Source organism: Brevibacterium sp. CSND-B09 (assembly GCF_052906525.1).
On sequence record NZ_JBREGI010000001.1, the window covers coordinates 2,348,762 to 2,374,881 of the forward strand.

20 protein-coding genes are annotated in these 26,120 nt (G+C 65.9%); 8 read left to right on the forward strand and 12 right to left on the reverse strand.

Features of this window, described 5'->3' with window-relative positions:
* Positions 1-7 precede the first annotated feature (7 nt).
* From ACU4IU_RS10535 to ACU4IU_RS10550, 4 genes are all read right to left on the reverse strand, one after another.
* On the reverse strand, positions 8-973 hold the full coding sequence (locus ACU4IU_RS10535; RefSeq protein ID WP_446656675.1) for an NAD-dependent epimerase/dehydratase family protein: 966 nt from the start codon (positions 971-973) through the stop codon (positions 8-10).
* A gap of 62 nt (positions 974-1,035) precedes the next feature.
* Complete coding sequence (locus ACU4IU_RS10540) at positions 1,036-3,810, reverse strand: alpha/beta fold hydrolase (RefSeq protein WP_446656676.1); 2,775 nt, start codon at positions 3,808-3,810, stop codon at positions 1,036-1,038.
* 7 nt (positions 3,811-3,817) lie between these two features.
* Positions 3,818-4,846: a 3-oxoacyl-ACP synthase III gene (locus ACU4IU_RS10545; protein ID WP_139469028.1), complete on the reverse strand. Its 1,029-nt coding sequence runs from the start codon at positions 4,844-4,846 to the stop codon at positions 3,818-3,820.
* Positions 4,847-4,970: 124 nt separating this feature from the next.
* Positions 4,971-5,996: a hypothetical protein gene (locus ACU4IU_RS10550; RefSeq protein ID WP_446656677.1), complete on the reverse strand. Its 1,026-nt coding sequence runs from the start codon at positions 5,994-5,996 to the stop codon at positions 4,971-4,973.
* 267 nt (positions 5,997-6,263) lie between these two features.
* Here ACU4IU_RS10550 and ACU4IU_RS10555 point away from each other — a divergent pair, with 267 nt between their 5' ends.
* Positions 6,264-7,067, forward strand: a complete 804-nt coding sequence (locus ACU4IU_RS10555; RefSeq protein WP_446656678.1) for a 3-oxoacyl-ACP reductase — start codon at positions 6,264-6,266, stop codon at positions 7,065-7,067.
* Positions 7,068-7,169: 102 nt separating this feature from the next.
* On the opposite strand, the gene ACU4IU_RS10560 is transcribed toward ACU4IU_RS10555, so the two are convergent.
* From ACU4IU_RS10560 to ACU4IU_RS10570, 3 genes are all read right to left on the reverse strand, one after another.
* On the reverse strand, positions 7,170-7,739 hold the full coding sequence (locus tag ACU4IU_RS10560) for a dienelactone hydrolase family protein (protein ID WP_446656679.1): 570 nt from the start codon (positions 7,737-7,739) through the stop codon (positions 7,170-7,172).
* Positions 7,740-7,753: 14 nt separating this feature from the next.
* Positions 7,754-9,337 (reverse strand): FMN-binding glutamate synthase family protein, encoded by a 1,584-nt coding sequence (locus tag ACU4IU_RS10565; protein ID WP_446656680.1) that lies wholly within the window; start codon positions 9,335-9,337, stop codon positions 7,754-7,756.
* Positions 9,338-9,483: 146 nt separating this feature from the next.
* Positions 9,484-9,798 carry a TM2 domain-containing protein gene (locus ACU4IU_RS10570; protein ID WP_446656681.1) on the reverse strand — a complete coding sequence of 105 codons (315 nt, stop codon included), beginning with the start codon at positions 9,796-9,798 and terminating at the stop codon, positions 9,484-9,486.
* 334 nt (positions 9,799-10,132) lie between these two features.
* Here ACU4IU_RS10570 and ACU4IU_RS10575 point away from each other — a divergent pair, with 334 nt between their 5' ends.
* The gene (locus tag ACU4IU_RS10575; RefSeq protein ID WP_446656682.1) at positions 10,133-11,524 is read left to right on the forward strand and encodes an MFS transporter; all 1,392 of its coding nucleotides are present in this window, start codon (positions 10,133-10,135) and stop codon (positions 11,522-11,524) included.
* A 107-nt stretch (positions 11,525-11,631) separates the two neighbouring features.
* On the forward strand, positions 11,632-12,516 hold the full coding sequence (locus ACU4IU_RS10580) for an enoyl-CoA hydratase-related protein (RefSeq protein ID WP_172171960.1): 885 nt from the start codon (positions 11,632-11,634) through the stop codon (positions 12,514-12,516).
* Position 12,517: 1 nt separating this feature from the next.
* On the opposite strand, the gene ACU4IU_RS10585 is transcribed toward ACU4IU_RS10580, so the two are convergent.
* Positions 12,518-13,219 (reverse strand): NUDIX hydrolase, encoded by a 702-nt coding sequence (locus ACU4IU_RS10585; RefSeq protein ID WP_367647505.1) that lies wholly within the window; start codon positions 13,217-13,219, stop codon positions 12,518-12,520.
* A gap of 189 nt (positions 13,220-13,408) precedes the next feature.
* On the opposite strand from ACU4IU_RS10585, the gene cls reads away from it, so the two are divergent.
* The gene (gene cls, locus ACU4IU_RS10590) at positions 13,409-14,905 is read left to right on the forward strand and encodes a cardiolipin synthase (RefSeq protein ID WP_139469036.1); all 1,497 of its coding nucleotides are present in this window, start codon (positions 13,409-13,411) and stop codon (positions 14,903-14,905) included.
* Between the two features lie 152 nt (positions 14,906-15,057).
* Here cls and ACU4IU_RS10595 read toward each other — a convergent pair whose 3' ends face one another.
* Complete coding sequence (locus ACU4IU_RS10595; RefSeq protein WP_172171956.1) at positions 15,058-15,498, reverse strand: hypothetical protein; 441 nt, start codon at positions 15,496-15,498, stop codon at positions 15,058-15,060.
* 294 nt (positions 15,499-15,792) lie between these two features.
* Complete coding sequence (locus ACU4IU_RS10600; RefSeq protein WP_446656683.1) at positions 15,793-16,827, reverse strand: agmatine deiminase family protein; 1,035 nt, start codon at positions 16,825-16,827, stop codon at positions 15,793-15,795.
* Between the two features lie 254 nt (positions 16,828-17,081).
* Here ACU4IU_RS10600 and ACU4IU_RS10605 point away from each other — a divergent pair, with 254 nt between their 5' ends.
* The 3 genes from ACU4IU_RS10605 to ACU4IU_RS10615 all read left to right on the forward strand — a co-directional run bounded on the left by ACU4IU_RS10605 (position 17,082) and on the right by ACU4IU_RS10615 (position 20,603).
* Positions 17,082-18,257, forward strand: coding sequence for a CaiB/BaiF CoA transferase family protein (locus ACU4IU_RS10605; RefSeq protein ID WP_446656684.1), 1,176 nt, complete (start codon positions 17,082-17,084; stop codon positions 18,255-18,257).
* 260 nt (positions 18,258-18,517) lie between these two features.
* Positions 18,518-19,261, forward strand: coding sequence for a DUF5819 family protein (locus ACU4IU_RS10610; RefSeq protein WP_229664072.1), 744 nt, complete (start codon positions 18,518-18,520; stop codon positions 19,259-19,261).
* On the forward strand, positions 19,251-20,603 hold the full coding sequence (locus ACU4IU_RS10615; protein ID WP_446656685.1) for an HTTM domain-containing protein: 1,353 nt from the start codon (positions 19,251-19,253) through the stop codon (positions 20,601-20,603). The genes ACU4IU_RS10610 and ACU4IU_RS10615 overlap by 11 nt, the downstream gene beginning before the upstream one ends.
* 226 nt (positions 20,604-20,829) lie before the next feature.
* Here ACU4IU_RS10615 and clpB read toward each other — a convergent pair whose 3' ends face one another.
* Together clpB and ACU4IU_RS10625 are read right to left on the reverse strand one after the other, a co-directional pair.
* Positions 20,830-23,436 (reverse strand): ATP-dependent chaperone ClpB, encoded by a 2,607-nt coding sequence (clpB, locus tag ACU4IU_RS10620; RefSeq protein WP_446656686.1) that lies wholly within the window; start codon positions 23,434-23,436, stop codon positions 20,830-20,832.
* Positions 23,437-23,623: 187 nt separating this feature from the next.
* Positions 23,624-25,201, reverse strand: coding sequence for a Na+/H+ antiporter (locus tag ACU4IU_RS10625; protein WP_446656687.1), 1,578 nt, complete (start codon positions 25,199-25,201; stop codon positions 23,624-23,626).
* A 108-nt stretch (positions 25,202-25,309) separates the two neighbouring features.
* Here ACU4IU_RS10625 and ACU4IU_RS10630 point away from each other — a divergent pair, with 108 nt between their 5' ends.
* Positions 25,310-26,089, forward strand: a complete 780-nt coding sequence (locus ACU4IU_RS10630) for an enoyl-CoA hydratase (RefSeq protein WP_139469043.1) — start codon at positions 25,310-25,312, stop codon at positions 26,087-26,089.
* Positions 26,090-26,120 lie beyond the last annotated feature (31 nt).

Below are 26,120 nucleotides of genomic sequence, written 5' to 3' on the forward strand. Positions count from 1 at the left end.
CACACCCTCAGGCGTAGTGCGCGGCGAGGATCTGCAGGCCCTCTTCGATGCTGACGCGGGGAGTCCACCCGAGGACTTCCTGCGTCCGCCGCTGATCGAACCAATGCGCGGTCGACAGCTGTTCGGCGAGAAACCTCGTCAACGGCGGTTCGTCGTCATGCTCTCCGAGCTCCCACACCTTTTCGACCACAGACCCTGCTACCAGCGCCGGCGCCACCGGAATGCGCAGCTTCGGCTCCGCCGCACCGCCGGCGATCGCGATGCGTGACATCAGCTCGCCGATGGGTCGCGGCTGACCGTTCGTCACCACCAGTGCCTCACCATGGGTGGAATCGACCGCGGTCACCGCAGCGGCGATCGCCTCCACCGCATTGTCGACGAACAGGGTGTCGACCAGCCCCGCTCCCGAACCGAGCACCGGCATCCGTCCCGATCGGGCACGGTCGATGACCCGTTCAGTGAGCTGGGTATCACCCGGACCCCACATGAGGTGCGGACGCAGGACGAGCACCCGGAAGTCGGACGAGTCCGCGCCCAGGGCAATCCGCTCACCGGCGCCCTTCGTCCGCGCATACTCGCCGCGCGCAGACTCCGGAGACGCCGGTTCGGCACCGTCGCCGATGATCGACTCACCGGTATGCGCCACTGAAGGAGATGAGATATGGACCAGACGCTGCACGCCGGCGGCCCGCGCCGCATCGACGAGTGTGCGGGTCCCGCCGATGTTCACGGCCTCGAAATCTTTGGGATCACCCATCATGGACACCTTCGCGGCCAAATGAACGACCGCCTGGGCGCCGGTGACGGCCTGATCGACGGCGGCCGCATCGGTCACCGAACCGATGACATCGACGGCACCGTCGACCCCTGAGGGGCGACGCTGCAGAGTGGTGACCTCGTGACCGGCGTTGACGAGCGCACGCGCGACGGACGAACCGAGCAGCCCGGAGGCTCCGGTGACGGTGATTCTCACTTCAGCTCCTCGTGAACGGGGACGACGCAGATTCGGGGGTGGCGCAGATATCGGCGATGCCTCTAGAAGCTTCCCCGCACCGGCCCACCAGCCAGGACGCTGTCGGCCCAGGCGGAGAGGCGGGAGCGGTCGATCTTCGAATTGTGGCGGATGTCGGTGGGGAACTCGGGTGCCACGAGCACAGCGGTCAGATCATGACCGACCGCCTCGGCGACCTTCTCCCGCAGGCGCGCCGTCAGGTCCAAGGGCGCCAGACCGGGAGACAGCGAGGTGCCCTCGGCATCGAGCACTGCCACGAGCGCCTGGGTGCCGACGGGACCGATGCCGACGACGGAGCTGCGGCTGACTTGCGCATCGGCGTCGATGAGCGCTTCGAGGCCTCCGGGCCCGACCGGCCCGCGCGGGGTCGTGACGACATGCTGCAGACGTCCCTCGAGCCACACACGACCGTTCTCATCGATGTGGCCGATGTCGTTCGTGCGGTGCCAGGCCAGACCGTGCAGATCATCACGCGCCGAATCCGCAGTCGTGTGCCACAGATTGTCGTAGCCGGACTTGATATGGGCGGCACTGACGACGAATTCGCCGAGGCGGCCCTGCGCGGCCGCGCCCTGCAGCAGCTCATCGGCCGAACGTCCCGCCTCATCGATGGGGGCCAGGGCGAGTTCGACGCCGTCGATCGGCTGCCCCACGCAGACCCCGAGACCACCGGTGGCATCGGCGGCAGCCACGCCGCCACGGTCGATGTCGGTGAGCAGGAGCCCCTCGGTCATGCCATAGGGGGAGTGGATGGACGCGTTCGGGAACACCTCGGCAATGGCATCCATAAGCTCCAGCGGCACGGGCGCACCCGCCGAGAGCACGAGTTCGACCCCGGCGCACGCTTCCCGCTGCTGCTCGTCGAGCTCGCCGGCGGTCGCGGCGACATTCGTGTATGCGGCCGGGGAGGCGAAGACCATGGTGGCCCGTCCGGCGATGATCGCATCGGCGATCGCTGTGGCCGTGAGCGTCTTCGGTTTCGTCACCGACATGTCCGGTGTCACCGAGGTGGCCCCGATGGCCGGTCCCAACAGGGCGAACGGTGGGAATCCAGCCACCAGCCCGGTGCCTTCGGTGACGTTGAAGGTCCTGGTCAGCACGGCCGCCAGCGCGGAGATGTCCGCATGCGTATAGCGCACGCCCTTCGCGGGGCCCGTCGACCCGGAGGTGAAGAGGATCGCCGCATCGGCATCCGGTGCTGGGGTCGGCAGCTCGGCTCGGTGCGGGGTGCGGGAGAGTTCGGTCAGGCTCGTCTCTGTCTTGAACACGCGCGAGCGCACGGGCCCGAGCGGACGCACGGAGATGCGTCGTCCCGGCCAGCCGAAGGCGCGGGCCAGAGCGAGTCCGGGCAGCTCGCCGACGATCCACTGCGGGTCGGCCGAGGTGATCGCCCTGGTCATTCCCTTCGGGCCCAGTCCGGCATCGGCGACGACGGCGACCGCACCGATCTTCAGGCACGCATAGAGGGCGGCGGTGAGATTGTTGCCCGGAGGCACGAGCATGGACACCCGGTCCCCGGGCTTCACCCCGAGGTCGAGCAGCCCGTTGGCGATCGACGTGGTGACGTGCCACAGGTGGCGCCACGTGATCTGCTGCGCCGGATTCTGCGCGAAGTCGACCGAGGCGATCGCCTCGTCGTCACGGCGGGCATCGAGGATCGCGGTCACCGCGCGGATATCAGCCTCGGACGCTGAGCCGGCGGCGGCAGGGATCGATCCCGTCGCCGAGGCGGCCGTGCCCTTCCGCTCGGACGATCCCTTCGCGGGGGCCGCCTCGGTGGGGGTGTTCGCAGCGTCGGGCGCATCGAACTGGGCGCTCAGCCAGTCGAGGACGAGACCGGGCACATCGTGGTCTTCGCTGACGAGGTGGGAGGCCGTTTCGAACCGGTGCACATCGGCCTGCGGCAGGCGCTGGCGCAGGTCCCGCAGGTAGCGTTCGAGGAATACCGGATCCTTCGGGCCCCAGACGAGCAGGGCCGGCTTGTCGAACGCAGCGATGTCCTGGCCGATGCGCTGGAGTTCGGGATCGGAGGCATGAGTGCCATCGACGGGGATATCGGCGACGAAGTTGCCGATCGCCCACCGGTCCTCTGCCCTCCGGTACGGGGCACGGAAGGCGTCCTTGATCTCGGCATCGAGGTCACCCAAGGCGAGGGTGACGCGCAGGAAACCGTCGGTGAGAACGGTGGCCGCAGGCAGCATGGGCCCGGCCAGGGTCGCGCGCAGCGGCGCGGGCACCGGGGCGTCCTCGGGCTGGTGGACGGCCGTGTTGAGGCTGATCGCCGCGGACACAAGTTCGGTGTTCCTGGCGGCCCAGCCGAGTGAGAGGACTCCGCCCCAGTCGTGACCGATCGTCACGATCGGGTGGGTGGCGGATCCGGTGGCGGCCACCTCGGCGAACAGGTTTGAGACGACCGCGTCGAAATCAGCGATGCGATCGGCGATGCGACGGACCTCTGCGGATTTCGGGGCCGGCATCGAGGAGTGGGCGAGCCGTTCGGAGAAGCCCATCTCGAGCTGGTCGGGGGCGATGAGCCGCCAGGCGCGGCCGCCGGACTGTGCGGCATCGATGGTGGCCTGTGCCAGCCTGCGCCACAGATACGACCAGGTCGGGTTGCCGTGGAGGGCGACGATCGTGCCCGTCGGCTCCACCCCGGCAGCGGTCAGGGCCGGCAGCGTGTCGAGCACATGGAACGCGTGCGTCCCGTCGGAGGTTTCCGCCTCGACGATTCGGGACCAGGCGGGGTCCCACTCGGGCAGCTGCGGGGGAGTCGTGGCCGGCCGTGCAGGAAATCTCATGAAGTCTCTACCACTCGATCTCGGTCATGGCGGTGTTGAGGCCGGAGCCGACGCCCATGCACAGGATGCGGTCGCCGGGTTTGAGGTTCTCGGCCTCACGGGACAGGGTGATGGGCAGGGAGGCGGGGCCGACGTTGCCCAGCTCCGGATAGCTCACGGGAATCCGGTCGGGGTCGAGGTTCGCGGCCTTCGTGATCGAATTCGTGTGCACATCGGAGACCTGGTGCATGACGTAGCGGTCCATCTCCCGCCAGTTCCAACCGGTCTCGTGGGCTTCCTCCCACGCGGCGACGACGAGTTCCATTCCGCCGGAGAGCAACCCCTTCGTGTCGGTGAACATTCCGTTGTGGTCACCGACGCACAGCTCGTGATGCTGGGTGGCCGCACGGGTGATGCCGCCGAGGATGCGGTGGCCCTCCGGATGTTTGTCGGCCGGGCCGAGGACGGCGGCGGCAGCGCCGGAACCCAGGGTCAGGGACGCGAATTCGTTGAGGTACTCCTCGCGGGTGATCTCCGGACGGTTGAGGCGGCGGAGCGTCGCGTCTTGGACGCGGGAGGCGTCTTCGCCGGCGACGATGAGGGCGTATTCGATCTGCCCGGCGTCGATCATGTTCGCGGCCAGGGTCATTCCGTTGACGAATCCGAGGCAGGCGTTGGCGATGTCGAAGTTCATCGCCTGCGGGCCCAGCCCGATGCCGGCGTGGACGCCGACGGCCACGGACGGTTCCAGGTGCTCACGGGTCACCGAGGTGTTGACCATCAGTCCGATGGCGTCGGGAGGGACCCCCGCCTCGGCGAGGGCTCTCTTTCCGGCCGCGATCGCCCCATCGGCGAACTGGTGGGGCTCATCCCAGTTGCGGCGGGCGTACACACCGGCGACGCGTTGGAGCAGACCCTGCGGCAATTTGAGAGATGACAGCGTATCGGCGAGGCGGTCGTCGAATTCCTGCGAGGTCACTTCGTTCGGGGCCAGGGTCTCGGTCAGGCCGAGCAGGGCCACGTTCGAGTGCCGAAATGTTGCGTTGCCATTCGCCAATTGAAGTACTCATCCCTTTTCGGGTCGTTCGTCGGTGTCGATATCGGCCGCAGAGGCGCGCTCGTAACGCGTCACGACGGGGGAATTCCGGACCTATCTTACCGCCCGGTTTCTGAGATGTTCATCAGCGTGTGAACCAAGTGAAGCCGTCATAGAGCAATCCTGTGGCGGCGAGCACAGCGATGACGGCGAGAACGAGCGAGGTCACAGTGTGCGAGACCTTCGACGTCTGGAAGCGCACGGCACGCGAATACGACATAGGACGATCGGTGACGTTGTGGCCGAACTGGGCGAAGATCCGCCAATCCATGACGTCGACGAGCGACTTAGCGGCGAGGGTGAAGACGATGATGCAGCCGATGCCCATGAACAGCAGGAACACGAAGCCGAAGAAGCCGAAGTCCTTGAAGAACGTCACCACCCGGTCGCCGATGGCCACGGCGAAGGCGGAGAAGCCGTCGCCGAAGGGCAGGGCGTCGAACGAGTCGGTGATCGTGGACAGGCTGATGTTGTCGCGCACCGTCTGCACGGACCCGATGTACATGAAGATCGACGCGGCCAGGGCGACGAGCAGGTTGATGATCGAGATCGTCGCATTGTCCGGCCAGAAGTCCAGGTGCTTGATCGTGTAGGTCGCCGAGAGAGCCACGCAGATGATCGCGCCTGTCAACGCGCCGATGGTGGCCGGCAGCAGCAGGTTGTTGAAGAACACGAAGGCGACGACTGCGATGAGTGCGGCACCGAGGATGTAGGTGAACACTGCGACGGTGTCGCCGTTGGCCGCGGTTGCAGCCCGTCGGTTGGCCTCGATCATCTGGCCGGAGTGCTGGACGTTGGCGGCGAGTTCGTTCTTCGTCGCTCGCGGCAGATCGGCGTCGTCGTAGCCCTGTGCGTTGTAGCCCTGCGCGTTGCTGGGAAGAACGCGGGTCTCATCCTCGCTGCTCCACGGGCGACCGGACTGGTTGTAGCCGGGCTGGCCGAAGGGGTTTTGGCCGTATCCCTGAGTCTGCGGGTAGCCGCCCTGGGCGCCGCCTCCACTGGCGGGGTTCCTGGGCTGCCATCGTCCGAGCTTCGCTCCGATGAAGTAGATGACGAAGACGACGAGAGCCGCGAGGACTCCGATGGAGATGCCGGCGCCGAGCTCGTTCATAAGGGTGACTTCCTGGGGATGGACAACGGTGGTCTTCTTTTCAGTCTATGGACTCCTGCCGCTCAGAGCACGTTCCGTGGCCCATATGCGCGCGGTTCGGTGGCGATTGTTGGGTCGATCCACGGTGTTCTGAGCCGCGACATCACCGTGGATCGACCCAACATCTGTCGCGCTGCAGACCGTCTCGCGGCGCTCGGCCTCGGTGCTGGCGGTTCCTGGGTATGGTGGGGTCAGGATCCGCCCACCGACGTCCGAAGGAGACACGCGATGAGCAACCCACAGGCATTCACCTCCGAGGCCCTGCCGCTCGATGAGCAGGTCGTGCTCGTCACCGGGTCCGGACGCGGCCTGGGCGCTGCGATCGCGAAGGCCTTCGCGCCCGAGGGTGCGGCCCTGGTCATCAATTACCGGTACTCTGCCGAGACTGCAGAAGAGCTCGCCGAGGCGGTCCGCGCTCGCGGTGGACGTGCGGTGGCCATCGAAGCCGATGTCACCGATTCCCGCGCCGTCGACGCCATGTTCGAAACCGCGGCCGCCGAGTTCGGTACTCCCGTATCCACTGTGGTCAACAACGCTCTCGCAGACTTCTCGTTCAACGGAGATGAGCGCCAACCGGCCGATGAGATCGACTATTCGGATTTCGCCGACCAGTTCCGCGGTTCGGTCGAAGGTGCGGTCAACACGATCCAGGCCGCGATGCACGGTTTCCGCGAGCTCGGTTCCGGCCGCGTCATCAACATCGGCACCAACCTGTTCCAGGACCCGGTCGTGCCGTACCACGACTACACGGCAGGCAAGGCGGCGCTGCTGTCGCTGACCAGGACGTTCGCGAAGGATCTCGGCCCGGCCGGGGTGCGGGTGAACATGGTCTCCGGCGGACTGCTGCGCACCACCGATGCGTCCTCGGCGACGCCCGAAGTGGTCTTCGACCAGATCGCGGCCGCCAGTGCGCTGCGACGGGTGACGACTCCGGAGGACTTCGCCTCGGCGGTGGTGTTCTTCGCCTCTCCCGCCTCGCGTGCGGTGACCGGCCAGAACCTCATCGTCGACAACGGCCTCGTCGTGGGGTGAGGCGGCCGACTGTGACATGGGCGGGCCGCGCCCGCCAGCGTCGACGAGGCTGGGCAACCGATGGCCTATGTGCAAGGGTGGCCCGGAGCCGGGAAGTGGACTTCAGAACCGGTCGAGGAAAGCCAAGGCCCGTTCGTAGAGCAGTTCTGCGCTGTCTTCGCGGTAGTCCGGGGTGGTCGGGTCGCTGAACAGGTGGGTGCTGCCCGGGTAGAGGAAGTACTCCGCCTGCGCACCCGCCTTCGTCGCAGACTCCATCAGCGTCTCGATCGTTCCCGGACTGCGCCAGGAGTCATCGACGGAGAAATGAGCCTGCACCGGAACCCCGGCCTGCCAGCGCGTCGGCTTCGGGAAGCCGCCGCCGTGGAAGAGCAGGACGCCGCGGGCGCGCGGATCGTTCTTGCCCATCTGCTGAGCGAGGGCGGCTCCGAGTGAGAATCCGCCGAAGACGAGATCATCGCCGAGGTCCTGGCAGGCGTCCTTCACCCGATCCACGAGGGTCGAGAACCCGACCTCCTGGGAGTGGGCGACTCCCGATTCTGCGTCGTCGAAGGTCCTGCCTGCGTAGACGTCGGGAGTGTGGACGGCATGCCCGGCGAGGGCGAAGCGTTCGGCGATGGCGTCCATCCCGGACGTCCGTCCCAGCGCCGAGTGGAGAAGGACAAGCGTGGTCATAGGAATCCTCTCACTCAGCGGCTGTGTCCGCGGGGGATGGTGAAGGTGTCCGCGCGGGCCGTGGCCCAGTCGTCTGCCCACTCCGATGGGGTGTCATCAAGGAGTTCGCCGGGCTTCAGCCAGTCGTAGAGGCGAGCATAGGACCAGGATTCGGAGGCCGAGACATTGCGTCGCAGCATCGTCGGCTCCAGCTCGTCGGGTGCGGCCGCACCCATCGATGCCATGAGGCGGACCGCCTCGGCGACGACTCCGTCGTGGTAGTTGCGCACACGATCGGCCTTGGTGGGCACGTCGATGGCGCGCGCTCGCCGCGGATCCTGTGTGGCGACGCCGACGGGGCATTTGCCCGTGTGGCAGGCCTGGGCCTGGATGCAACCGACTGCCATCATCATCGCGCGGGCGGAGTTCGTGAAGTCCGCACCCTGGATGAGGCGCTTGACGATATCGGTGCCGGTGGCGATCTTGCCCGAAGCGCCGACCTTGATCTTCTTCCGCAGGCCCGCGCCGACGAGCGCGTTGTGGACGATCATCAGCCCCTGGGTCAGAGGCAGACCGACATTGTCCTCGAATTCCAGCGGTGCCGCACCCGTGCCGCCTTCGGAGCCGTCGACGATGATGAAGTCCGGCAGGATCTGGGTCTCCACCATGGCCTTGACGATCGAGAGGAACTCCGTGCGCGAGCCGATGCACAGTTTGAATCCGGCGGGTTTGCCGCCGGAGAGCTCACGCATCTGCCGGATGAACTCGAGCAGCTCGATCGGAGTCGAGAACACCGTGTGTCCGGGAGGGCTGATACAGGTCTGGCCGACGGGGATGCCGCGGATCTCGGAGATCTCCTCGGTGACCTTCGGCCCTGGCAGCACGCCGCCGATGCCCGGCTTCGCACCCTGGGAGAGCTTGAGCGAGACCATCTTCACCTGCGCGTCCTGCGCCTTCTCGGCGAAGATCTCGGAGGAGAATTCTCCTTCGGGGGTGCGGGCGCCGAAGTATCCGGTGCCGAGCTCCCAGATGAGGTCGCCGCCGTGCTCACGGTGATACGGCGAGATCGATCCCTCACCGGTGTCGTGGGCGAATCCGCCCAGCGCCGCGCCCTTGTTCAGGGCTCGGATGGCGTTGTTGCTCAGCGAGCCGAAGCTCATCGCCGAGACGTTGAGCAGCGAGATGTCGTAGGGCTGAGTGCACTCGTCACCGCCGATGCGCACGCGTGGTGGCCTGGGCGGATTGGGGATCGGCATGTTCGAGTGCATGAGCGCCTCGTAGCCGGCGCGGTCGACATCGTGCTCGGTGCCGAACGCGTGTTCCGAGTGGGTGCCTTTGGCTCGTTCGTAGATGGTGGTGCGGGTGTCGCGATTGAACGGGCGCCCGTCCCAATTGCGTTCGATGAAGTACTGCTGGATCTCCGGTCGGATCGACTCCAGCAGGAATCGGGCGTGCCCGGCGATCGGATAGTTGCGCAGGATCGAATGCTTCTTCTGCGTGAGATCCCATGCTGCCAGCGCGCCGAGTCCGAGCGCCGAGGCGGCCGCCGCCGCTCCGGCGATCTGCTTGCCTGCCGATTCGCCGGTGACCATCCGGACAATGGGGAATTGCCGTTTCATTGTGCCTCCTTGGACTGTCCTGATCTCGAGCCTAGACCGAGAACGTGCAGTTTTCAGGAAAGGCAGACCTGAGACAGTCGTGAACTGTCGGCGAACCGTCTCAGAACAGGCTGCCGAGACGCATCAGAACCGGAGGCTGGATCGTCTCAGAAGAGGCTGCCGAGCAGCGTTGTCACGAGCTCGTCGACCTGCATCGAATAGGCGACGATGAGGGTGAATCCGGTGGCGATCCACGCTATCTCCTTGTCCTGCGCGTAACCGCGCAGCGGCTCCCGCCGATAGCGCAGGCCGCCGGCGAGAACGATGCCGAGATCGATGAGCCACCAGATCCCCAACCCGCCGAGGCTGAGCAGCTTGAGCGCGCCCGTGAGGTATCGGCCGGTGTAGAACCGATCAAGACCGAGGACCCCGAAGAGCATCGACAGCAGCCAGGTGATGACGAAGGAGCGGTTGCCGGGCACGTCCGCGGGCTGGCTTTCGGAAGGCGCAAGCGATTCCAGGGACGAGGTGGGCACACAAGGGGAGGGCGCGGCTGGGTTCTGTGGAGCAAAGGGTGAGTCAGAGGGTGCGGCAGAGCGGTTCGCGGGGTCTGCGCTGAGTGCGGGAATCTCGCTGGTCGCCGTCATCGCTGGCACGTCCATTCACTGCTCGTCGAACTTATGGTCTTCAGCCTAGAAGTCGCAGGGCCGCCTCCGCGATGGGGTTATCCTCCGCATCCCCGCGGTGTCCGGACTCACACGGTCCGGGACCCGGAATCGTTTGAGCCGCGAATGCCGGAGGCATAGCGTAGGGCTCATGAGCACAGGTGAGCCGAGTCCGACGAGCACTCGGCGTACCGTAGCCGCGGTCTTCCTCGCGGGAGTCTCCGTCTTCCTCGTCCTCTACGAGACCCAGGGCCTGCTGCCGGCGATCCGCGACGCCTACGGAATCGACGGTCCGACGGCGAGCCTGACCGTGTCCGCGACGAACGTGGCCATGGCCTGTTTCCTCATTCCCTTCTCCATGCTCGCCCCGCGGATCGGCCACGCCCGCCAGATCGGTGCTGGAGTGATCGTCGCGGCGATCCTCGCGCTCGTCCTTCCCTTCACTCCGACCCCGGAGCTGCTCATCGTCGTCCGGTTCCTCCAGGGACTGGCGATCGCCTCGGTGCCGGCCACGGCCATGGCCTATCTGTCGCTTCGTCTGCCGCCGGCCGCGCTGCCCGGGGCGATCGGGGTCTACATCGCCGGCAACACGATCGGCGGGCTCTGCTCGAGGTTGCTCACCGGGCTGGCGTCGGAATTCCTCGGCTGGCACGGTGGGCTTGCGTTCACCGCGGTCGTGTCGCTGATCTTCGGGCTCATCGTCGTCTGGCTGCTGCGCCACGATCTCTTCTCCACCGCCCGCAGCCGGGCTGTCCTCGACACGGACGATTCCATTCCGTCCGACACGAATCCCACCCTCACCGAGGCGGCCGACCCTGACGCTGTCACCGCAGGTGACGACAGTGCCAGCAATGCTCTCGCCGACGGTGACGGCGTCCCGGCCGCCACCGATGGGTCCGTCGACGACGATGCCGACTCTTCCGGCGACGCCGCCGACGACGGTGGTGCTGGGAGCGCGCAGCCGCCTCGGCGAGCGATTCCGCTGCGCGGAGGTCTGTGGAGGATCTACCTCACCGGGTTCCTGTGCATGATCGTCTTCGGCGGATCGTTCACGATGCTCGGCACCCGCCTCCAGCAGGATCCGTGGCACCTGAGCGAGGGCGCAGTCGCGCTGTTCTTCCTCATCTACCTCGTCGGCACCGTCGTCACCACGTATTACGGCCGCTTGGCCACGAAGTACCCACGCACTCGGATCACCCTGGCGGGAATGGTCATCGCGCTCGCCGGTGCGGGGCTGACTCTGGTCGATTCGCTCGTGGTGATCATCATCGGCATGTCGCTGCTCACCGCCGGATTCTTCCTCGGACATACGGGTGCCTCCGCGGCGGCGAGTGCCGCCCGGCCGGGAGTCGACTCGACCCGGTCCGCAGCCATCTACCTCACCGTCTACTACCTGGGCACGAGCCTCGGCGCCTGGCTCTCGGCGGTCCTCTTCGCCGACTTCGCTTGGCCGGGAGTCGTCGCCATGTGCGCGAGCTCCCTCATCGTGGTCTTCGTCTTGACCCTGACCGGTGCTCCGATAGGCTTCAGGAAACGCAGCTGATCGCTCGTTCAGTGTCGCCGGCGTCGGTGGCCTGTCGCCTGCGGCCGCGTCATGTTCCCTATCCGCCGGTGGCTTCCGCGCCGGCATCGTCGTCGAAAGGCCAGATCATGTCCGAGACCACCAACTCGACCGTCGTCTACGCGATCACCGACGGCGTCGCCCACGTCGAGATCGACCGTGCCGACAAGCTCAATTCGCTCACCCGCGAGGTCTTCGAAGACCTCGTCGAGGCGGGGCTGGCACTTAAAGGTTCGAGCGAAGTCAAGGCCGTGGTCCTGTCCGGTCGCGGTCGTGCCTTCAGCGCCGGTCTCGACTTCACCGAGATGGCCCGGATCGCCGAGGCCGGAGCAGCGACCCGCTCATCCGCTGAGGAAGCAGCCGAGCAGGCCGCCGGTGCCGGTGAATCGGAAGCGGCGGACTCCGTGGCCACCGCCGTCGATATCGGCGAGCGGCTCGGTTCGGCCCGGGCCCTGGCGCAGAAAGCCGTGCACGTGTGGTCACTCGTCGAGGTTCCGGTCATCGCTGCCGTGCGCGGTCCGGCGCTCGGCGGCGGGCTGCAGATCGCTCTCGGTGCGGACATGCGTGTGGCCGGACCGGACGCGAAGCTCTCACTCATGGAACTCAATTGGGGAATCATCCCCGATATGTGCGGCACCCAGCTGTTGCCGCGACTCGTGGGACCGGCTCAGGCGAAGAAGCTCATCGTCACCGCCGACACGATCGGTGCCGAAGAAGCCCTGCGCATCGGCCTCGTCGAAGAAGTCGTCGAGGACTCTCTGGCCCGTGCTCTCGAACTGGCCGGGCAGATCGCGGGCCAGTCACGGTCGGCGCTGGTGTGGGCGAAGCGGCTTGTTGACCTGTCCTATGACTCCGACTTCAGCACCGGACTCGACGCCGAACAGGAAGCGCTCGCCGCGCTGTTGGGCACCGACGAGCAGAAGCAGGTCGTCGCCACTCGCCTGGCCGCGATGAAGGCCCGCGCCAAGGGCTGAGTCAGGACCCGCGGTTGGAGGGGAACTCTGGGCGGACTGGATCGATGATCCTCTCGGCGGTGATCGCCTCGGCGACGGTGGGGAATTCCGCGAGTTCACGCAGCAGCACGAACGTCGGACGCATGAGCTTCAGCCGTCCGGCTCCCTCATCTGCGAGGATCCCGGTCACCGAGCGCCACTCGCTCGTGTGCGCCTCCGTCGTCTGATGCTGGGCGGCGGCGAGCTCGGGAGCCGCGATCGTATAGAAGTACGTATCGAAGCGTTTGGGCCGCCCCAAGGGAGTCACCCAGTTCGCCCACGGCTTGAGCCCGGCCGGGTCGAGGACCGCGCCCGTCTCCTCCTCGACCTCGCGCACAGCGGTGGCGAGCAGGACGCGCCAACCCTCGGCATCCTCGGCGATGGTCGAATCGGACCATGCGGAGGTGTGCACCTGCGGATCGGGGACGGCGATGGTCGGTGCGATCGTCGCATCGACAGGGTCGACGCGACCGCCGGGGAAGACGACGACGCCGGCGGCGAAATCCATCGTCGACACCCGGTGCTGGACGAACACCTCGACACCCTCTTCCCCGTCGCGGAGCATGAGCACGCTGACGGCGGGCCTGATCGGGACCGCCTCGGCGTCGGCGATATCGGGACCGCGGCTCGCGCTGTCGGCGGTATCCGAACGGTCGGAACCTTCGGGGTTGATGTCTCGAATCACGTTCAGCACCTTCGCTCTCAGCAATTGATGTCTGCTTCCAGTATGCCCGGGCTCGGGCAGAGGGCCGATGGCGGGGTGGGGCGAGTGCGCGCGGGGCGGGCAGGATACGATGGATGGCAATCTGACATCCTCCATCTGAGGCCGATAACCCAACCGGTGACGAACAGGGCGGGGCTGAACGGGCACTATATGAGCAGTTTCGGGATCTATCCGTTCTTCAACATCAATCAGGCTTGGCCGAACTGGCTGATCGTCATCCTGCTGTTGGTCGACATGATCATCCGCATCATCGCGCTCGGGTGGATTCCGCACAATCGCAGGCCGTCGGTCGCGCTGGGCTGGCTGCTTGCGATCTTCCTCATCCCGTATGTGGGCATTGCGGCGTTCCTGCTGCTGGGATCGTCGAAGCTGCCGAAGCGGCGGCGGGACAAACAGTCGAAGATGAATGACCTCTTCCGCGATCAGATCCGCCACCAGGCGATCGTCGGACGCCAGGACCATATGCCCGAACCGCTGAGCACCGCAGCGCAGCTCAACTTCGATCTCGGTGCCCTGCCGATGACCCACGGCAACTCCTTCGACCTCCACGTCGACAACCACGCCTGCATGGAGGCGATGGCCGATGCCGTCGACCGAGCACAGCGGTTCGTCCACTTCGAGTTCTACATCGTCGCCATCGATGACACGACGAGGCGGCTGCTCGAATCGCTGCTGGCCGCGCACCGGCGCGGTGTGAGTGTGCGGGTCCTCATCGACCATGTGGGATCGCTGGGCTATCCGGGCTACTCGGAACTGGTGAAGAAGCTCGACGGTTCGGGCATCAGCTGGCGCCGTGCCCTGCCGATCCGCCCCTGGAGGGGCGAATACCAGCGGCCCGACCTGCGCAATCACCGCAAGATCCTCGTCGTCGACGGGGAGGTCGCGTTCACCGGTTCGCAGAACATCATCGACCGCACCTACAACAAGGCCCGCAACCGCAGGAAGGGCTTCCAGTGGAAGGACCTGTCGGTGGAATGTCGTGGGCCGGTCGTCGAAGAGCTCGATGCCGTGTTCATCACCGACTGGTATTCGGAGACCGACGAGATCCTCGACGAACCCGACAGCTTCGAGCTCGAGGCCCCCGAATTCGGCGGCGTCCAGGCGCAGATCGTGCCGTCGGGTCCCGGCTTCGAGGACGAGAACAATCTGCGCCTGTTCAACCACCTCATCTACAACGCGAATCGTCGCGTCGTCGTCTGCTCACCGTATTTCGTGCCCGACGAGTCCCTGCTGCACGCGCTGACGACCGAGGCCAGATCGGGAGTCGATGTGCGTCTGTACGTCGGTGAGACGAGCGACCACTGGCTGACCCACAAGGCGCAGCAGTCGTACTATGACGAGTTGGTGCGCGCCGGGGTGCGGATCTTCATGTACCACGCTCCGACGGTGCTGCACTCGAAGTTCCTCATGATCGACGACGAGGTCTCGATCATCGGCTCGTCGAATATGGACGAGAGGTCCTTCGCGATGAACCTCGAGGTCACGCTCTTCATCGTCAACAAGGAATTCACGCAGCGCATGTACGACCTCGAGGCCGAACGCTATGCACCGAATTCGGTCGAGCTCAATGCCGAGGAATGGCAGGCGCGGCCGCTGCTGAAGAAGTATCTGGAGAACGTGGCCCGCCTGACGAGCTCGCTGCTGTAGGCGCCGGCCCACCAGCGGCGGATTCCGCGAACAGCCCAGAAAGCGGCGGATTCTGCGAACAGCCCAGAAAAAGGTGAACAGCCCTGTTTCAAACATGGGCTGTTCACCTTTTCCTGGGCTGTTGCCGACTGACTCAGCCAGTCTGCCGTTGCTCAGTCGTCGTCGGCGACTCCTGCCGGTCCTTCGTCGTCGAGGTGACGCTCCGGATCGGTGATCGAATCCTGGGCCTTCGGCGACGGTTTGTGCTTAGCCGTGGTGTTCGACTTCGCTGCTTCCTGCGCGGCGGTGGTGCTCTTCGCGGTCGTGTCTGCCTTCGCACCAGTCGAGTCCTCGTCGCCGTCGAATTCGGAGACGGGAGTGTTCGTGGCAGCGGCGGCGTTGACCTTGTCGGCCGCGGTCTGAACGGCATCGGCGACTGCCGGCGACTTCTCGCGGATAGACTGGTTGGCCTTCTCGACGGTGTCCTGGACGCGCGGGTCGGTCCACAGATCCTGAGCCTGGGCCTTCAGCCGTTCGTAGCTCTGGCGCCCGGTGCGTGATCCCAGAATGAATCCGACTCCGAGACCGGCCAGGAGAATCAATCTCTTCTTCATGGTCTTGCTCCTCTTCGCAACTCGACGTCACCGTATTCGGCTCTGCTGTGCGACACAGGTCCGGGCAGCGATGTGGCAGCGCACGGGCACTGTGCCCTCAAGAACCAGCTTATACCGAGTCGTGCTCGTACGGGTATGGATTCACCCGCGCCGTCATCGCAGATTCTCGACGATCCCGGGCTCGACACGCGGGAGCCCGGTTCGGCACGCGCGGACCGGCTCGGCACGCGCGGACCGGCTCGGCACGCGCGGCTCGGATTGGAAGCCGGGACCTGCGGCAGGTTCCGGCTCGACTCAGCCGAGGCTCGGTTGCTGCTGGGTGATGCAGTGGATTCCGCCGCCGCGGGCGAAGAGCTCGCGTGCATCGACCCCGACGACCTTCCGCCCCGGGTAGACGCGCTCGAGCACGGCTGCCGCCTCGGCGTCCATCGGATCGTCGAAGGTGCAGGCGATGACCCCGCCGTTGGTGACGAGGTGATTGACATACGAATAGTCGACCCACCCTTCTTCGTCGCGCAGCACCTCGGGCGCCGGGATCGGCACCACCTCGAAGGGCGTGCCGTCGGCGGTGGTCTCGGCCGCGAACTGCTCCTTGAGTGCGCGACTGAATTCGAAGTCCGGGTGTTCGGGATTGCGCTGATCGTGGACGAGGACGACGCCGGGGCTGGGCATCGCGGCGACGATGTCGACGTGTCCACGGGTGCCGAAGGTCTGATTGTCCCGGTGGAGACCGCGGTCGAGCCAGATGACCTTCTTGGCCCCGATCGTGCGCGCGAATTCGGCTTCCACATCGGCTTCGGTGAGTCCCGGATTGCGGCCGAGATCGAGCTGGACGCTGCGCGTCGCAAGCACCGTTCCCTGACCGTCGACGTGGAATCCGCCGCCTTCGTTGCGCAGATCCGAGGACACCACGGGAGTCCCGGCGAGGCCCGCGACGAATTCTCCGATGTGCTCATCGTGATCCCAGCTCGCCCATTCCTGCGCGCCCCAACCGTTGAACACCCAGTCCACCGCGTGCAGCGCACCCGCCTCGTCGACGACGAAGCTCGGTCCGATATCGCGCATCCACGCATCATCGAGTTCGGCGTTGACGATCGTGATCTCGTGGTTGATCCCCTCGCCGAGGTGGCGCTTGGCATGATCGGTCTGTGCACTGGTCACCACGACCGTGACAGGGGTGAATTCGCTGGTGGCGCGGGCAACGGCGGCCCACGTGGCGCGTGCCGCCTCGGCCTCGGCTTCCGTGTCGCCGAGCGCGTAGCCGGAGGACGGGAACGCCATCCAGACTCGGTCCTGGGCGGCGGTCTCCGCCGGCATGTGCAACGTCATCGTTCGTCCCTTCGCTGGTGGACTGTCGCTGAGCCGAGTGTAGCCAGAATCTCGCCGAGGCGGTCGACGGATTTCGCAGGTCCGTCGCCGCATCGGCACACCGGCCAGCCGAAGGAGTCCACGTAGCCATCTGGGACAGTCGGCGGCCACGGGAGTCCGTATAGTCTGGCAGGGAGTCACAGAGCTGGCCCGAAATCGGACACACGATACCGGACACGGAGCCAGCATTCGATCGTGTGCGAAGGAGGCAGGAAGTGGAAGACCAGGATCTGCAGGAGATGTTCGGCAGACGAGGGACGGGGCCTCTGGCCGGAACCATCGTGGCCGATTTCTCCCGAGTCCTCGCCGGCCCCTACGCGACGATGATGCTTGCGGATCTGGGTGCCACGGTCATCAAGGTGGAGGGGCGAACCGGGGACGATACACGTCACTGGGCGCCGCCTCGGCGAGGGGATGATGCGACGTATTTCCTCACGGCGAACCGGAACAAGCACTCCGTCGTCCTCGATTTCAAGGACTCCGACGACCTCTCCTTCGCCCAGCAGCTCGCTGCTCGCGCGGATGTGCTCGTGGAGAACTTCAAGGCCGGGGGACTGGCGAAGTACGGCCTCGACTATGAGTCGGTCAGCGCGGTCAATCCGGGCATCGTCTACGCCTCGGTGACGGGTTTCGGTCGCGACAATCCTCAGCCGGGCTACGATCTGCTCATCCAGGGTCTGTCCGGATTCATGTCGGTCACCGGCTCCGAGGAGTCGGGCCCGGTCAAGGCGGGTGTCGCTGTCGTCGACGTGATCACGGGACTGCATACGGCGGTCGGCATCCTCGGCGCGCTCAACCACCGCAAGGACACCGGGACCGGTCAGCTGGTCGAGACGAATCTGCTTTCCTCGGCGCTGTCCGGGCTGGCGAACCAGACCTCGGCATATGTGGCCGGCGGCGTGACTCCGCAGGCGATGGGCAACAAGCACCCGAGCCTCTACCCGTACCAGCCGATGCCCACGGCGGAGGGCCAGATCATCATCGCGTGCGGCAACGACAAGCAGTTCGCCCGGCTCGCCGAGGTGCTCGGCCACCCCGAATGGGCGACCGATGAACGGTTCGCGAACTTCGCCGACCGCAACGTCAACCGCGATGACCTCGAGCCCGAGCTCATCGCCGCGCTGAGCGAGAAGACGAACCAGGAATGGTTCGACATCCTCACCGAGGCGGGGCTGCCCTGCGCGCCGATCAACTCGATCGCCCAAGGTGTGGACCTGGCATCGTCGCTGGGACTCGAGCCCGTCGCCGAGGCGGGTCAGGGCGATCGCGTCATCCCCACCGTCCGCAACCCGATCCGGTTGTCCGAGACCCCGCCGAGCTACGAACTGGCTCCGCCGACGCTCGGCGATTCCACGGAAGCGGTCAAGGCGTGGCTGAGGGCGGCCGAATAGACCTCGGGCGTGCGCCGCGAATCGGCAAGTCATCGTGAGGAAGTCATCTTGCGCCTGATGACCGCGAATGATTCTGCCGCTGCCCGGGCGGGCAGTGCCACAGCTGAAGTACCCTATTGACTGTGCGTTGTCACCGAGAGATCTGCCAAGCGACCGATGAGGCGCGGGACCTGCGGTGACGGCAGTCGTATTCCCAAGAGAATTCCGGAACCGAGATGGACAATGAGTCGACCGAGGTCACACCTCGGAGACGTTCGGCGGTGAAACGGACCCTGATGGTCATCGCGATGGCGATCACAGGGTTCCATATCTTCGCCAGCTTCCTGTGGATCGCCCCTGCCTCGACGGCGAGGGAGGTGATTCCCGGTGACCTGCTCTCCAAATACATGATCCCGCTGTGGGGACAGTCGTGGAGCGTGTTCGCCCCCGAGCCGATCAACGGCGACTACTACTTCGATGTGCGCGCGGTGATCAAGACCGACAGCGGCGAAGAGATCACTCAATGGGTGCGGGCCACCGATGTCGAACTCGACCACTCGACATACAAGCTGTTCCCGCCGCGGTCGGCGGGGCTGGGCATCGGAGTGGCCTCGGACATCAAAGGTTCGTGGGAAGATCTGCCCGACGATCAGAAGGCGATCGTCAAACTCGACTACTTCAAGGGCGACGATTCCGTCGACCGGCTGGAGACGAAGCTGGGGGAATACGACGACCCGGAGAACGCGATTCCCGCGTACCTGGAGAGCGAACATCTGGCCACCGCGTATGCGACGCAGGTGGCGAAGGCCATCTGGGGCGACGACGTCCAGCGCGTCCAATACCAGGCCGCCCGTCAGAACGTCGTGCCTTTCGCCGAACGCAACGACAAAGACGCGAAGCGTCCGAACATCCAACCCGTCCCCGTGGGATGGCGCGCACTCGTCGTCGAAGACCATCAGTCCCAAGAGGAATTCACGAAGTACTTCTGTGCCTCGGACGAAGTGAGGTGCGTCGGTGAACAGTGATGACACGACCCGCACAGGCGGGGACGACCACGATGTAGAGGTCACTGACCAGCGGACCGGCACGGCCGTCTCGGCGCAGGGCCGGGCGAAGGACTCCGCGGGCCACGCGAACGCCGGCACCGCCTCGGCGCGGAAACCGGAGAAGGACAACGGTTCGGACTCCGCCGGCCGCGGAAACGATGGGACCGCCTCGGCGAGTGATTCGGCTCCTGAATTCGGGTTGGTCCCGGTGACGACCCTCGTGCGGACGAAGCTCGCGCAGGGGTGGAACTGGCTCGAGGAGATGCTCACCGGCCGGTACCACGCGACATACGGGCTGGCGGTGACACGGATCCTCATCGGATTCGCCGGTCTCGGCCTCATCCTCACGAACTTCAGCGCTCGGCATTACACCTTCGGTGTGGGATCGGCCTGGAACGGGGAGATCGCCGAACCCAAGAGCGATTTCCCGACCATCTGGCTCTTCTCCCTCTTCCACCGAGCGGTGACGACGCCGCCGCTGTTCACGGCGATGATGATCGGGCTCGCGCTGCTGGCGATCGTCATCATCCTCGGGTGGCGCACAAGGATCGTCCTGCCGATCTACCTCGTGCTGTGGGTGAGCTTCATCGAGCTCAACGACGGGGCAGGGGATCAGGGCGACAACGCCTACCGGATGTTCATGATCGCCATGCTCTTCGCCGATACGACCCGCAGATGGTCCCTCGACGCCAGGCGGCGCGCGCGGAACCCGGAATTCCCGGACAACGACGGCGGCTCGTGGCGCTGGGCGCTCATCATGGCCAACAACCTCGCGATCGTCGTACTCGCGTTCCAGGTGTGCGCAATCTACATGTCCGGCGGTCTGTACAAGGCCGGAGGCGAGGCCTGGCAGCACGGATTCGCCGTGTACAACCCGCTGCACACTCAGCAGTTCGGCACGTGGCCGGTGCTGTCGGATCTGATGACGGCGTGGGGGCCGATGGTCGTAGCGATCTCGTGGGGATCGATCCTCTTCCAGTGCGCCTTCCCGTTCATGCTCTTCAACCGCTACACCCGCATCATCGCGCTGCTGGGCATCCTGTCCTTCCACTTGGGCATCGCGCTGCTCATGGGCCTGCCGTGGTTCTCGCTGACGATGATCGCCGTCGATGCGATCTTCATCCGCGATCGTTCATTCGCGAAGGTCAGCGCCTACCTGCGGCATTGGTGGACGTCATCGGCCCCGCGGGGTGCTGGTGGGGCTGGTGGCGGTTCCGCCGGTGGCCGCGGCGGTTCGGGTGGCCGCGGCGGTTCGGGTGCTGCCAAGGGCGGGTCTGCAAAGACTCGTACGCGGTCGTCCGCAGGCTCTCGCGGCAAGTAACCGTCGCGCATAGCGCTCAGCAACCGGCAGATGCTGAAATGGGACACCCTGCTCTGAAATGCTCACCGAAGAAAGTGAGCGATCCAGAGCAGGGTGTCCCATTTCTGTGCTGTGCCGCGTTGCGGTCAGCGAAACAGCCCAGTTTGAGTTGAATAGCCCATGTTCAAACAGGTGCTATTCAACTCAAACTGGGCTGATTCCGCGCAGCACGCCCCAGCCGGGAGCCTTACCGCTTGGGGCGCAGCTCCAGGCCGGTGGCCTCGGGGTCTTCGGGCAGGTCGACGACCACAGTGTCCCCGTCGACGATGTCGCCGGCGAGCAGAGCGCGGGCCAGCTTGTCGCCGATCTCGCGCTGGACCAGCCTGCGCAGCGGCCGGGCACCGAACGCCGGATCGTAGCCTTCGAGCGCCAACCAGTCCTCGGCTCCCTGAGTGACCTCGAGCGAGACACGACGGTCGGAGAGCCGGCGCGACATGTGCGAGATCTGCAGATCGACGATCGACGCGAGCTCGGTCTGGCTGAGCGCGTCGAAGAGCACGATGTCATCGAGACGGTTGAGGAACTCGGGCTTGAACGTCGCATGCACGACGTCGAGCACCTTGGACCGCTGCTCCTCGGTCGACAGGCTCTTGTCGACGAGGAACTGCGAACCCAGGTTCGAGGTCAGGATCAGGATGGTGTTCCTGAAGTCGACCGTGCGTCCCTGACCGTCGGTGAGCCGACCGTCATCGAGGACCTGCAGCAGGATGTCGAACACGGACGGGTGCGCCTTCTCGACCTCGTCGAGCAGCACGACGGAGTACGGGCGACGGCGGACCGCCTCGGTGAGTTGGCCGCCCTCGTCGTATCCGACGTAGCCCGGAGGTGCACCGACGAGGCGGGACACGGTGTGCTTCTCACCGTATTCGCTCATATCGATCCTGATCAGGGCTTTCTCGTCGTCGAAGAGGAAGTCCGCGAGAGATTTCGCGAGCTCCGTCTTGCCGACGCCGGTGGGTCCGAGGAACAGGAACGAACCGGTCGGGCGATCCGGGTCGGCGACCCCGGCCCGCGAACGGCGGATGGCGTCAGAGACCGCGGCGACGGCGTTCTTCTGCCCGATGAGACGCTCACCGAGGATGCCCTCGGCTCCCAGCAGCTTCTCGACCTCACCCTGGACGAGGCGTCCGGCGGGGATGCCCGTCCACGAGGAGACCACCTCGGCGATGTCGTTGCTCGAGACCTTGTCCGAGACCATCTGATCGGAATTCGCTCCCGCCTCGGCCTGGGCCTCGGCGGCTTCGGCCTCGGCGATCTCCTTCTGCACGGCAGGGATCTCGCCGTAGAGCAGACGGGAGGCGGTCTCAAGGTCCGTGTCGCGCTGAGCCTTCTCGGCGGCCGAACGCAGCTCGTCGAGCTTCGTCTTCAGCTCACCGACCCGGTTGAGGCCGGCACGCTGGGACTCCCAGGTGGCCTCGAGTCCGCGCAGCTCCTCCTCCTTGTCGGCGAGATCGGCACGCAGGGCGCTCAACCGATCGATCGACGCGGAGTCTGTCTCCTTAGCCAGGGCCATGTCCTCCATCTTCAGGCGGTCCACGGCGCGGCGGAGCTCATCGATCTCGACCGGAGCCGAATCGATCTCCATCCGCAGGCGGGAAGCCGCCTCGTCGACGAGGTCGATGGCCTTGTCCGGCAGCTGCCTGCCTGTGATGTACCGGTTCGACATCGTTGCGGCCGCGACCAGGGCGCCGTCGTTGATCGAGACCTTGTGGTGAGCTTCGTAGCGTTCCTTGAGCCCGCGCAGAATCGCGATCGTGTCCTCGACGCTGGGCTCACCGACGAAGACCTGCTGGAACCGGCGCTCCAGAGCGGGATCCTTCTCGATGTTCTCGCGGTATTCGTCCAACGTGGTGGCACCGATCATCCGCAGCTCACCGCGGGCGAGCATCGGCTTGAGCATATTGCCTGCGTCCATCGAGGAGTCTCCGCCGGCACCGGCACCGACGATCGTGTGGAGCTCGTCGATGAAGGTGATGATCCGACCGTCGGCGTTCTTGATCTCCTCGAGCACGGCCTTGAACCGCTCCTCGAACTCACCGCGGTACTTCGCGCCGGCGACCATGGCGGACAGGTCGAGGCTGATGAGCGTCTTGTCGCGCAGCGATTCGGGCACGTCTCCGGCCACGATCCGCTGGGCCAGGCCTTCGACGACGGAGGTCTTGCCGACGCCGGGTTCACCGATGAGGACGGGGTTGTTCTTCGTCCTCCGCGAGAGCACCTGGACGACGCGGCGAACCTCTTTGTCGCGGCCGATCACCGGGTCGAGCTTGCCTTCCCGGGCGACGGCGGTGAGATCGATGCCGAACTTCTCCAGCGACTGCATCGTCTCCTCGGGGTTCTCCGAAGTGACCTTCTTTCCGGCACGCAGTTCGGGCATGGCCGCGAGCAGTGCGTCCCTGTTGGCCCCATTCGCGCGCAGCGCCTCACCGGCGCCGTCCTTGCCGGCCGCAGCGGCGAGCAGCAGGTGTTCGGTCGAGACGAACTGGTCGCCGAGGGCCGTCATCTCCTCCTGCGCGAGGTTCATCATCTCCAGGCCGGCGCGGGAGAGTCCCGGCTGGCTGACGGAGGATCCGCTGACGGTGGGGAACCCGCTGATCACGGACTCGATGGACCGCAGCACGGTCTGCGGGTCGGCACCGACCTTCGTCAGCAGGGTCGCGGCGAGCGAATCGGGCTGGCCGAGCAGGGCCGCGACGAGGTGGGCCGGTTCGATCTGATTGTTCTTCCGGGCGACGACGTCGTTGACCGCAGTCTGCAGCGCCTCCCGGGATTTGGTTGTCATCTGTGCGTCCATGTACGCATCTCCTTCTCAAATTCTGTGCTGATTTCAGCTCTCGAAAAGAACAACACCGACAAAGTTGAGTCTATTCCGCTCAACTTTGAAAATCGAGAAGAATCTCGCCGAGGCGGCCCGCCCGGATACGTGTCCCCGCCCAGCCGGGGCCGGCTCGGAAACCCGCCCGGTCGGGACCGGCCCGCCTCTACCTCGTGATGACCGACTGGAGGTCGAAGCGGTGGAGCACGCGGTCGGCGATCTCCGGATCGGTGCCGCGTTCGCGCCGGGCCTTGAGCACCTCGGCACGGGCGGACTGCATGGCCTTCTTCTGCACGGCCAGCATCTGCTCCCGGTGTTCCTTGAATGCCATCGCCTGCTCCGAGCTCGCCTGGTCATCGGTGGTTCCGCTGAGCTGATCGTGCAGGACTTTGAACCTCGCCCGCAGGGGTTCGATGACGTCGTCGGGCAGACTGTCATCGTTCTTGATCTCGCGCATCGCAGCCTTGTAGGCACGCAGAGCGATGTCCCTGGTCGCCTGATGTTCCTTCTCCGCCTCGTCGTCGATGCCGAGGAGAGCGACGACGGTCGGAAAGCTCAGGCCCGCCAGCACCAGAGTGACCAGCAGGACCACCGCGGCCGCGACGACGACATAGGACCGACCGGGGAACGGGGCACCGGAACTCGTCGTGGCCGGGATCGACAAGGCCAAGGCGACCGTGGCGAGGCCGCGCATCCCGCCCCAGGTCATCAGCGTGGCATCGCGGACGCTCAACGGTGCCGCATCCGGATCCTCCTCGCGTCTCTTGCGTTCGATGACAGTGCCGAGCAGCAGCCAGACGAAGCGGACGGCCACGACGATGAGAGCGATGAGCGCGCCGACGAGCAGCGCTCGCCCGAGGTCGGCGTGTTCGGATTCGACGATGAGACGCAGATCGAGACCGATGAGTCCGAAGGCGATTCCGGTGATGAGCATCTCGAGGACCTGCCATGTCGAATTCTGCGTCACCCGCTCCGCCGAGTTCCCCTCGACATCGCGGCGCCGCACTTCGAGGGCGGCCACGACGACGGCGATGACCCCGCTGGCGTGGAAGTGCTCGGCCACGAGGTAGACGCCGAAAGGCAGGACGAGCATGAGGGAGGACCGAGCGATCGTGTGATCGATCTTCTCCATCACCCACCAGGCGGCGAAGGACAGCACCAGGCCGACGATGATCGCCACGACGGCGGAGACGACGAACGACACGGCCAGATCTGCGTAGTCCACCTCGGTGCCGGCCAATACCGCGGCCATCGCGGTCTGGAAGATGACCAGGGAGGCGGCATCGTTGAACAGGCCTTCGCTCTGCAGGGTCGACATGATGCGGCGGGGGATCGACACGGTGCTGGCCACGGCTTCGACAGCGACCGGGTCGGGTGGGGCGAGCATGGCGCCGAGCGCGATGGCCGCGGCGATGGTGATTCCGGGGACGAGGAAGACCGCGGACCCGGCGACGGCGGCCACGGTCACACCGACGAGAGCTACGGACATGCCGAGGATCGTGCGCCACCGGATCGCGAACAGCGCCCACGATGTCTTCTGTGCGGCGGCGAAGAGCAGGGGCGGCAGGAAGAGAGGGAGGACGAGCTCCGGATCGATGGCCACCTCGGCGAAGGTGGGGATGAACGCACCGGCGATGCCGATGAGGACCATGAGCGCCGGCCACGGGAGCTTGAGCTTCTGCCCCAATCCGACCACCACCGAGGTGGCGGCACCGAATCCGATGATCATCAGCAGTGTGGTCATGCCAGTCCCTCCGAATCGCTCCCACCGGGGCAGATGTGTCCGGAGGCGGGCGGAAATCGTCTGCGCAGATTCCGCGCCGGGCCCGGCGACCTTTGGCAGAATGAGGCTATGTCGGAATCAATTGTATTCGCGCAGCTCGACGACGGAGTCGCGTCCGTGACGATCAACCGGCCGTCCACGCGCAACGCACTGTCGCGTGAGGTCATGGAAGACCTCATCGACACCCTCACCGAGGTGGCCGACCGCACCGATGTGCGCGCGGTCATCCTCATCACCGCCGGTCATGTGTTCAGCTCCGGTCATGACCTCACCGAGATCCGCGGGGCGGATCTGGAGACGCAGCAGACCACGTTCGACGCCTGTGCCCGACTGATGCAGCTCATCCGATCCATCCCACAGCCGGTCATCGCACAGGTGCAGGGTGTGGCCACGGCGGCCGGCTGCCAGCTGGTGGCGACCTGCGATCTGGCCGTTGCCGCCGAGTCCGCCAGATTCGCAACTCCGGGAGTGAAGATCGGTCTGTTCTGTTCGACCCCGATGGTGGCCCTCTCCCGGGCGGTGCCGGCGAAGCAGGCGATGCGGATGCTGCTGACCGGTGATTTCGTGACCGCCGAGGATGCGCTGAAGTTCGGTCTCGTCTCCGATGTCGTCGCCGACGCCGACCTCGAGTCCGCCACCTTGGAATTGGCTCTCAAAGTCGCGTCCGCCTCGTCGGCTACAGTTGCCCTAGGAAAGGCCGCGTTCTACGAACAGCGGGAGCTGCCTGTGGCCGACGCCTATGCGCGGATGTCGCGGGTGATGGCGGACAATGCCGTCGCGGCCGATGCGCAGGAAGGGATCGACGCCTTCCTGACGAAGAGGGTGCCGCAGTGGCAGCACCGCCGCTGAGGCGGTGGGCGTGAAGATGAGAGAGGGAACG

Coding starts and splice junctions, on each gene's coding strand:
- ACU4IU_RS10540 (WP_446656676.1), bottom strand. CDS start 3,810: ATGAGATTTCCTGCACGGCCGGCCACGACTCCCCCGCAGCTGCCCGAG.
- ACU4IU_RS10550 (WP_446656677.1), bottom strand. CDS start 5,996: ATGAACGAGCTCGGCGCCGGCATCTCCATCGGAGTCCTCGCGGCTCTC.
- ACU4IU_RS10555 (WP_446656678.1), top strand. CDS start 6,264: ATGAGCAACCCACAGGCATTCACCTCCGAGGCCCTGCCGCTCGATGAG.
- ACU4IU_RS10560 (WP_446656679.1), bottom strand. CDS start 7,739: ATGACCACGCTTGTCCTTCTCCACTCGGCGCTGGGACGGACGTCCGGG.
- ACU4IU_RS10565 (WP_446656680.1), bottom strand. CDS start 9,337: ATGAAACGGCAATTCCCCATTGTCCGGATGGTCACCGGCGAATCGGCA.
- ACU4IU_RS10575 (WP_446656682.1), top strand. CDS start 10,133: ATGAGCACAGGTGAGCCGAGTCCGACGAGCACTCGGCGTACCGTAGCC.
- ACU4IU_RS10580 (WP_172171960.1), top strand. CDS start 11,632: ATGTCCGAGACCACCAACTCGACCGTCGTCTACGCGATCACCGACGGC.
- cls (WP_139469036.1), top strand. CDS start 13,409: ATGAGCAGTTTCGGGATCTATCCGTTCTTCAACATCAATCAGGCTTGG.
- ACU4IU_RS10595 (WP_172171956.1), bottom strand. CDS start 15,498: ATGAAGAAGAGATTGATTCTCCTGGCCGGTCTCGGAGTCGGATTCATT.
- ACU4IU_RS10600 (WP_446656683.1), bottom strand. CDS start 16,827: ATGACGTTGCACATGCCGGCGGAGACCGCCGCCCAGGACCGAGTCTGG.
- clpB (WP_446656686.1), bottom strand. CDS start 23,436: ATGGACGCACAGATGACAACCAAATCCCGGGAGGCGCTGCAGACTGCG.
- ACU4IU_RS10625 (WP_446656687.1), bottom strand. CDS start 25,201: ATGACCACACTGCTGATGATCATCGGATTCGGTGCCGCCACCTCGGTG.
- ACU4IU_RS10630 (WP_139469043.1), top strand. CDS start 25,310: ATGTCGGAATCAATTGTATTCGCGCAGCTCGACGACGGAGTCGCGTCC.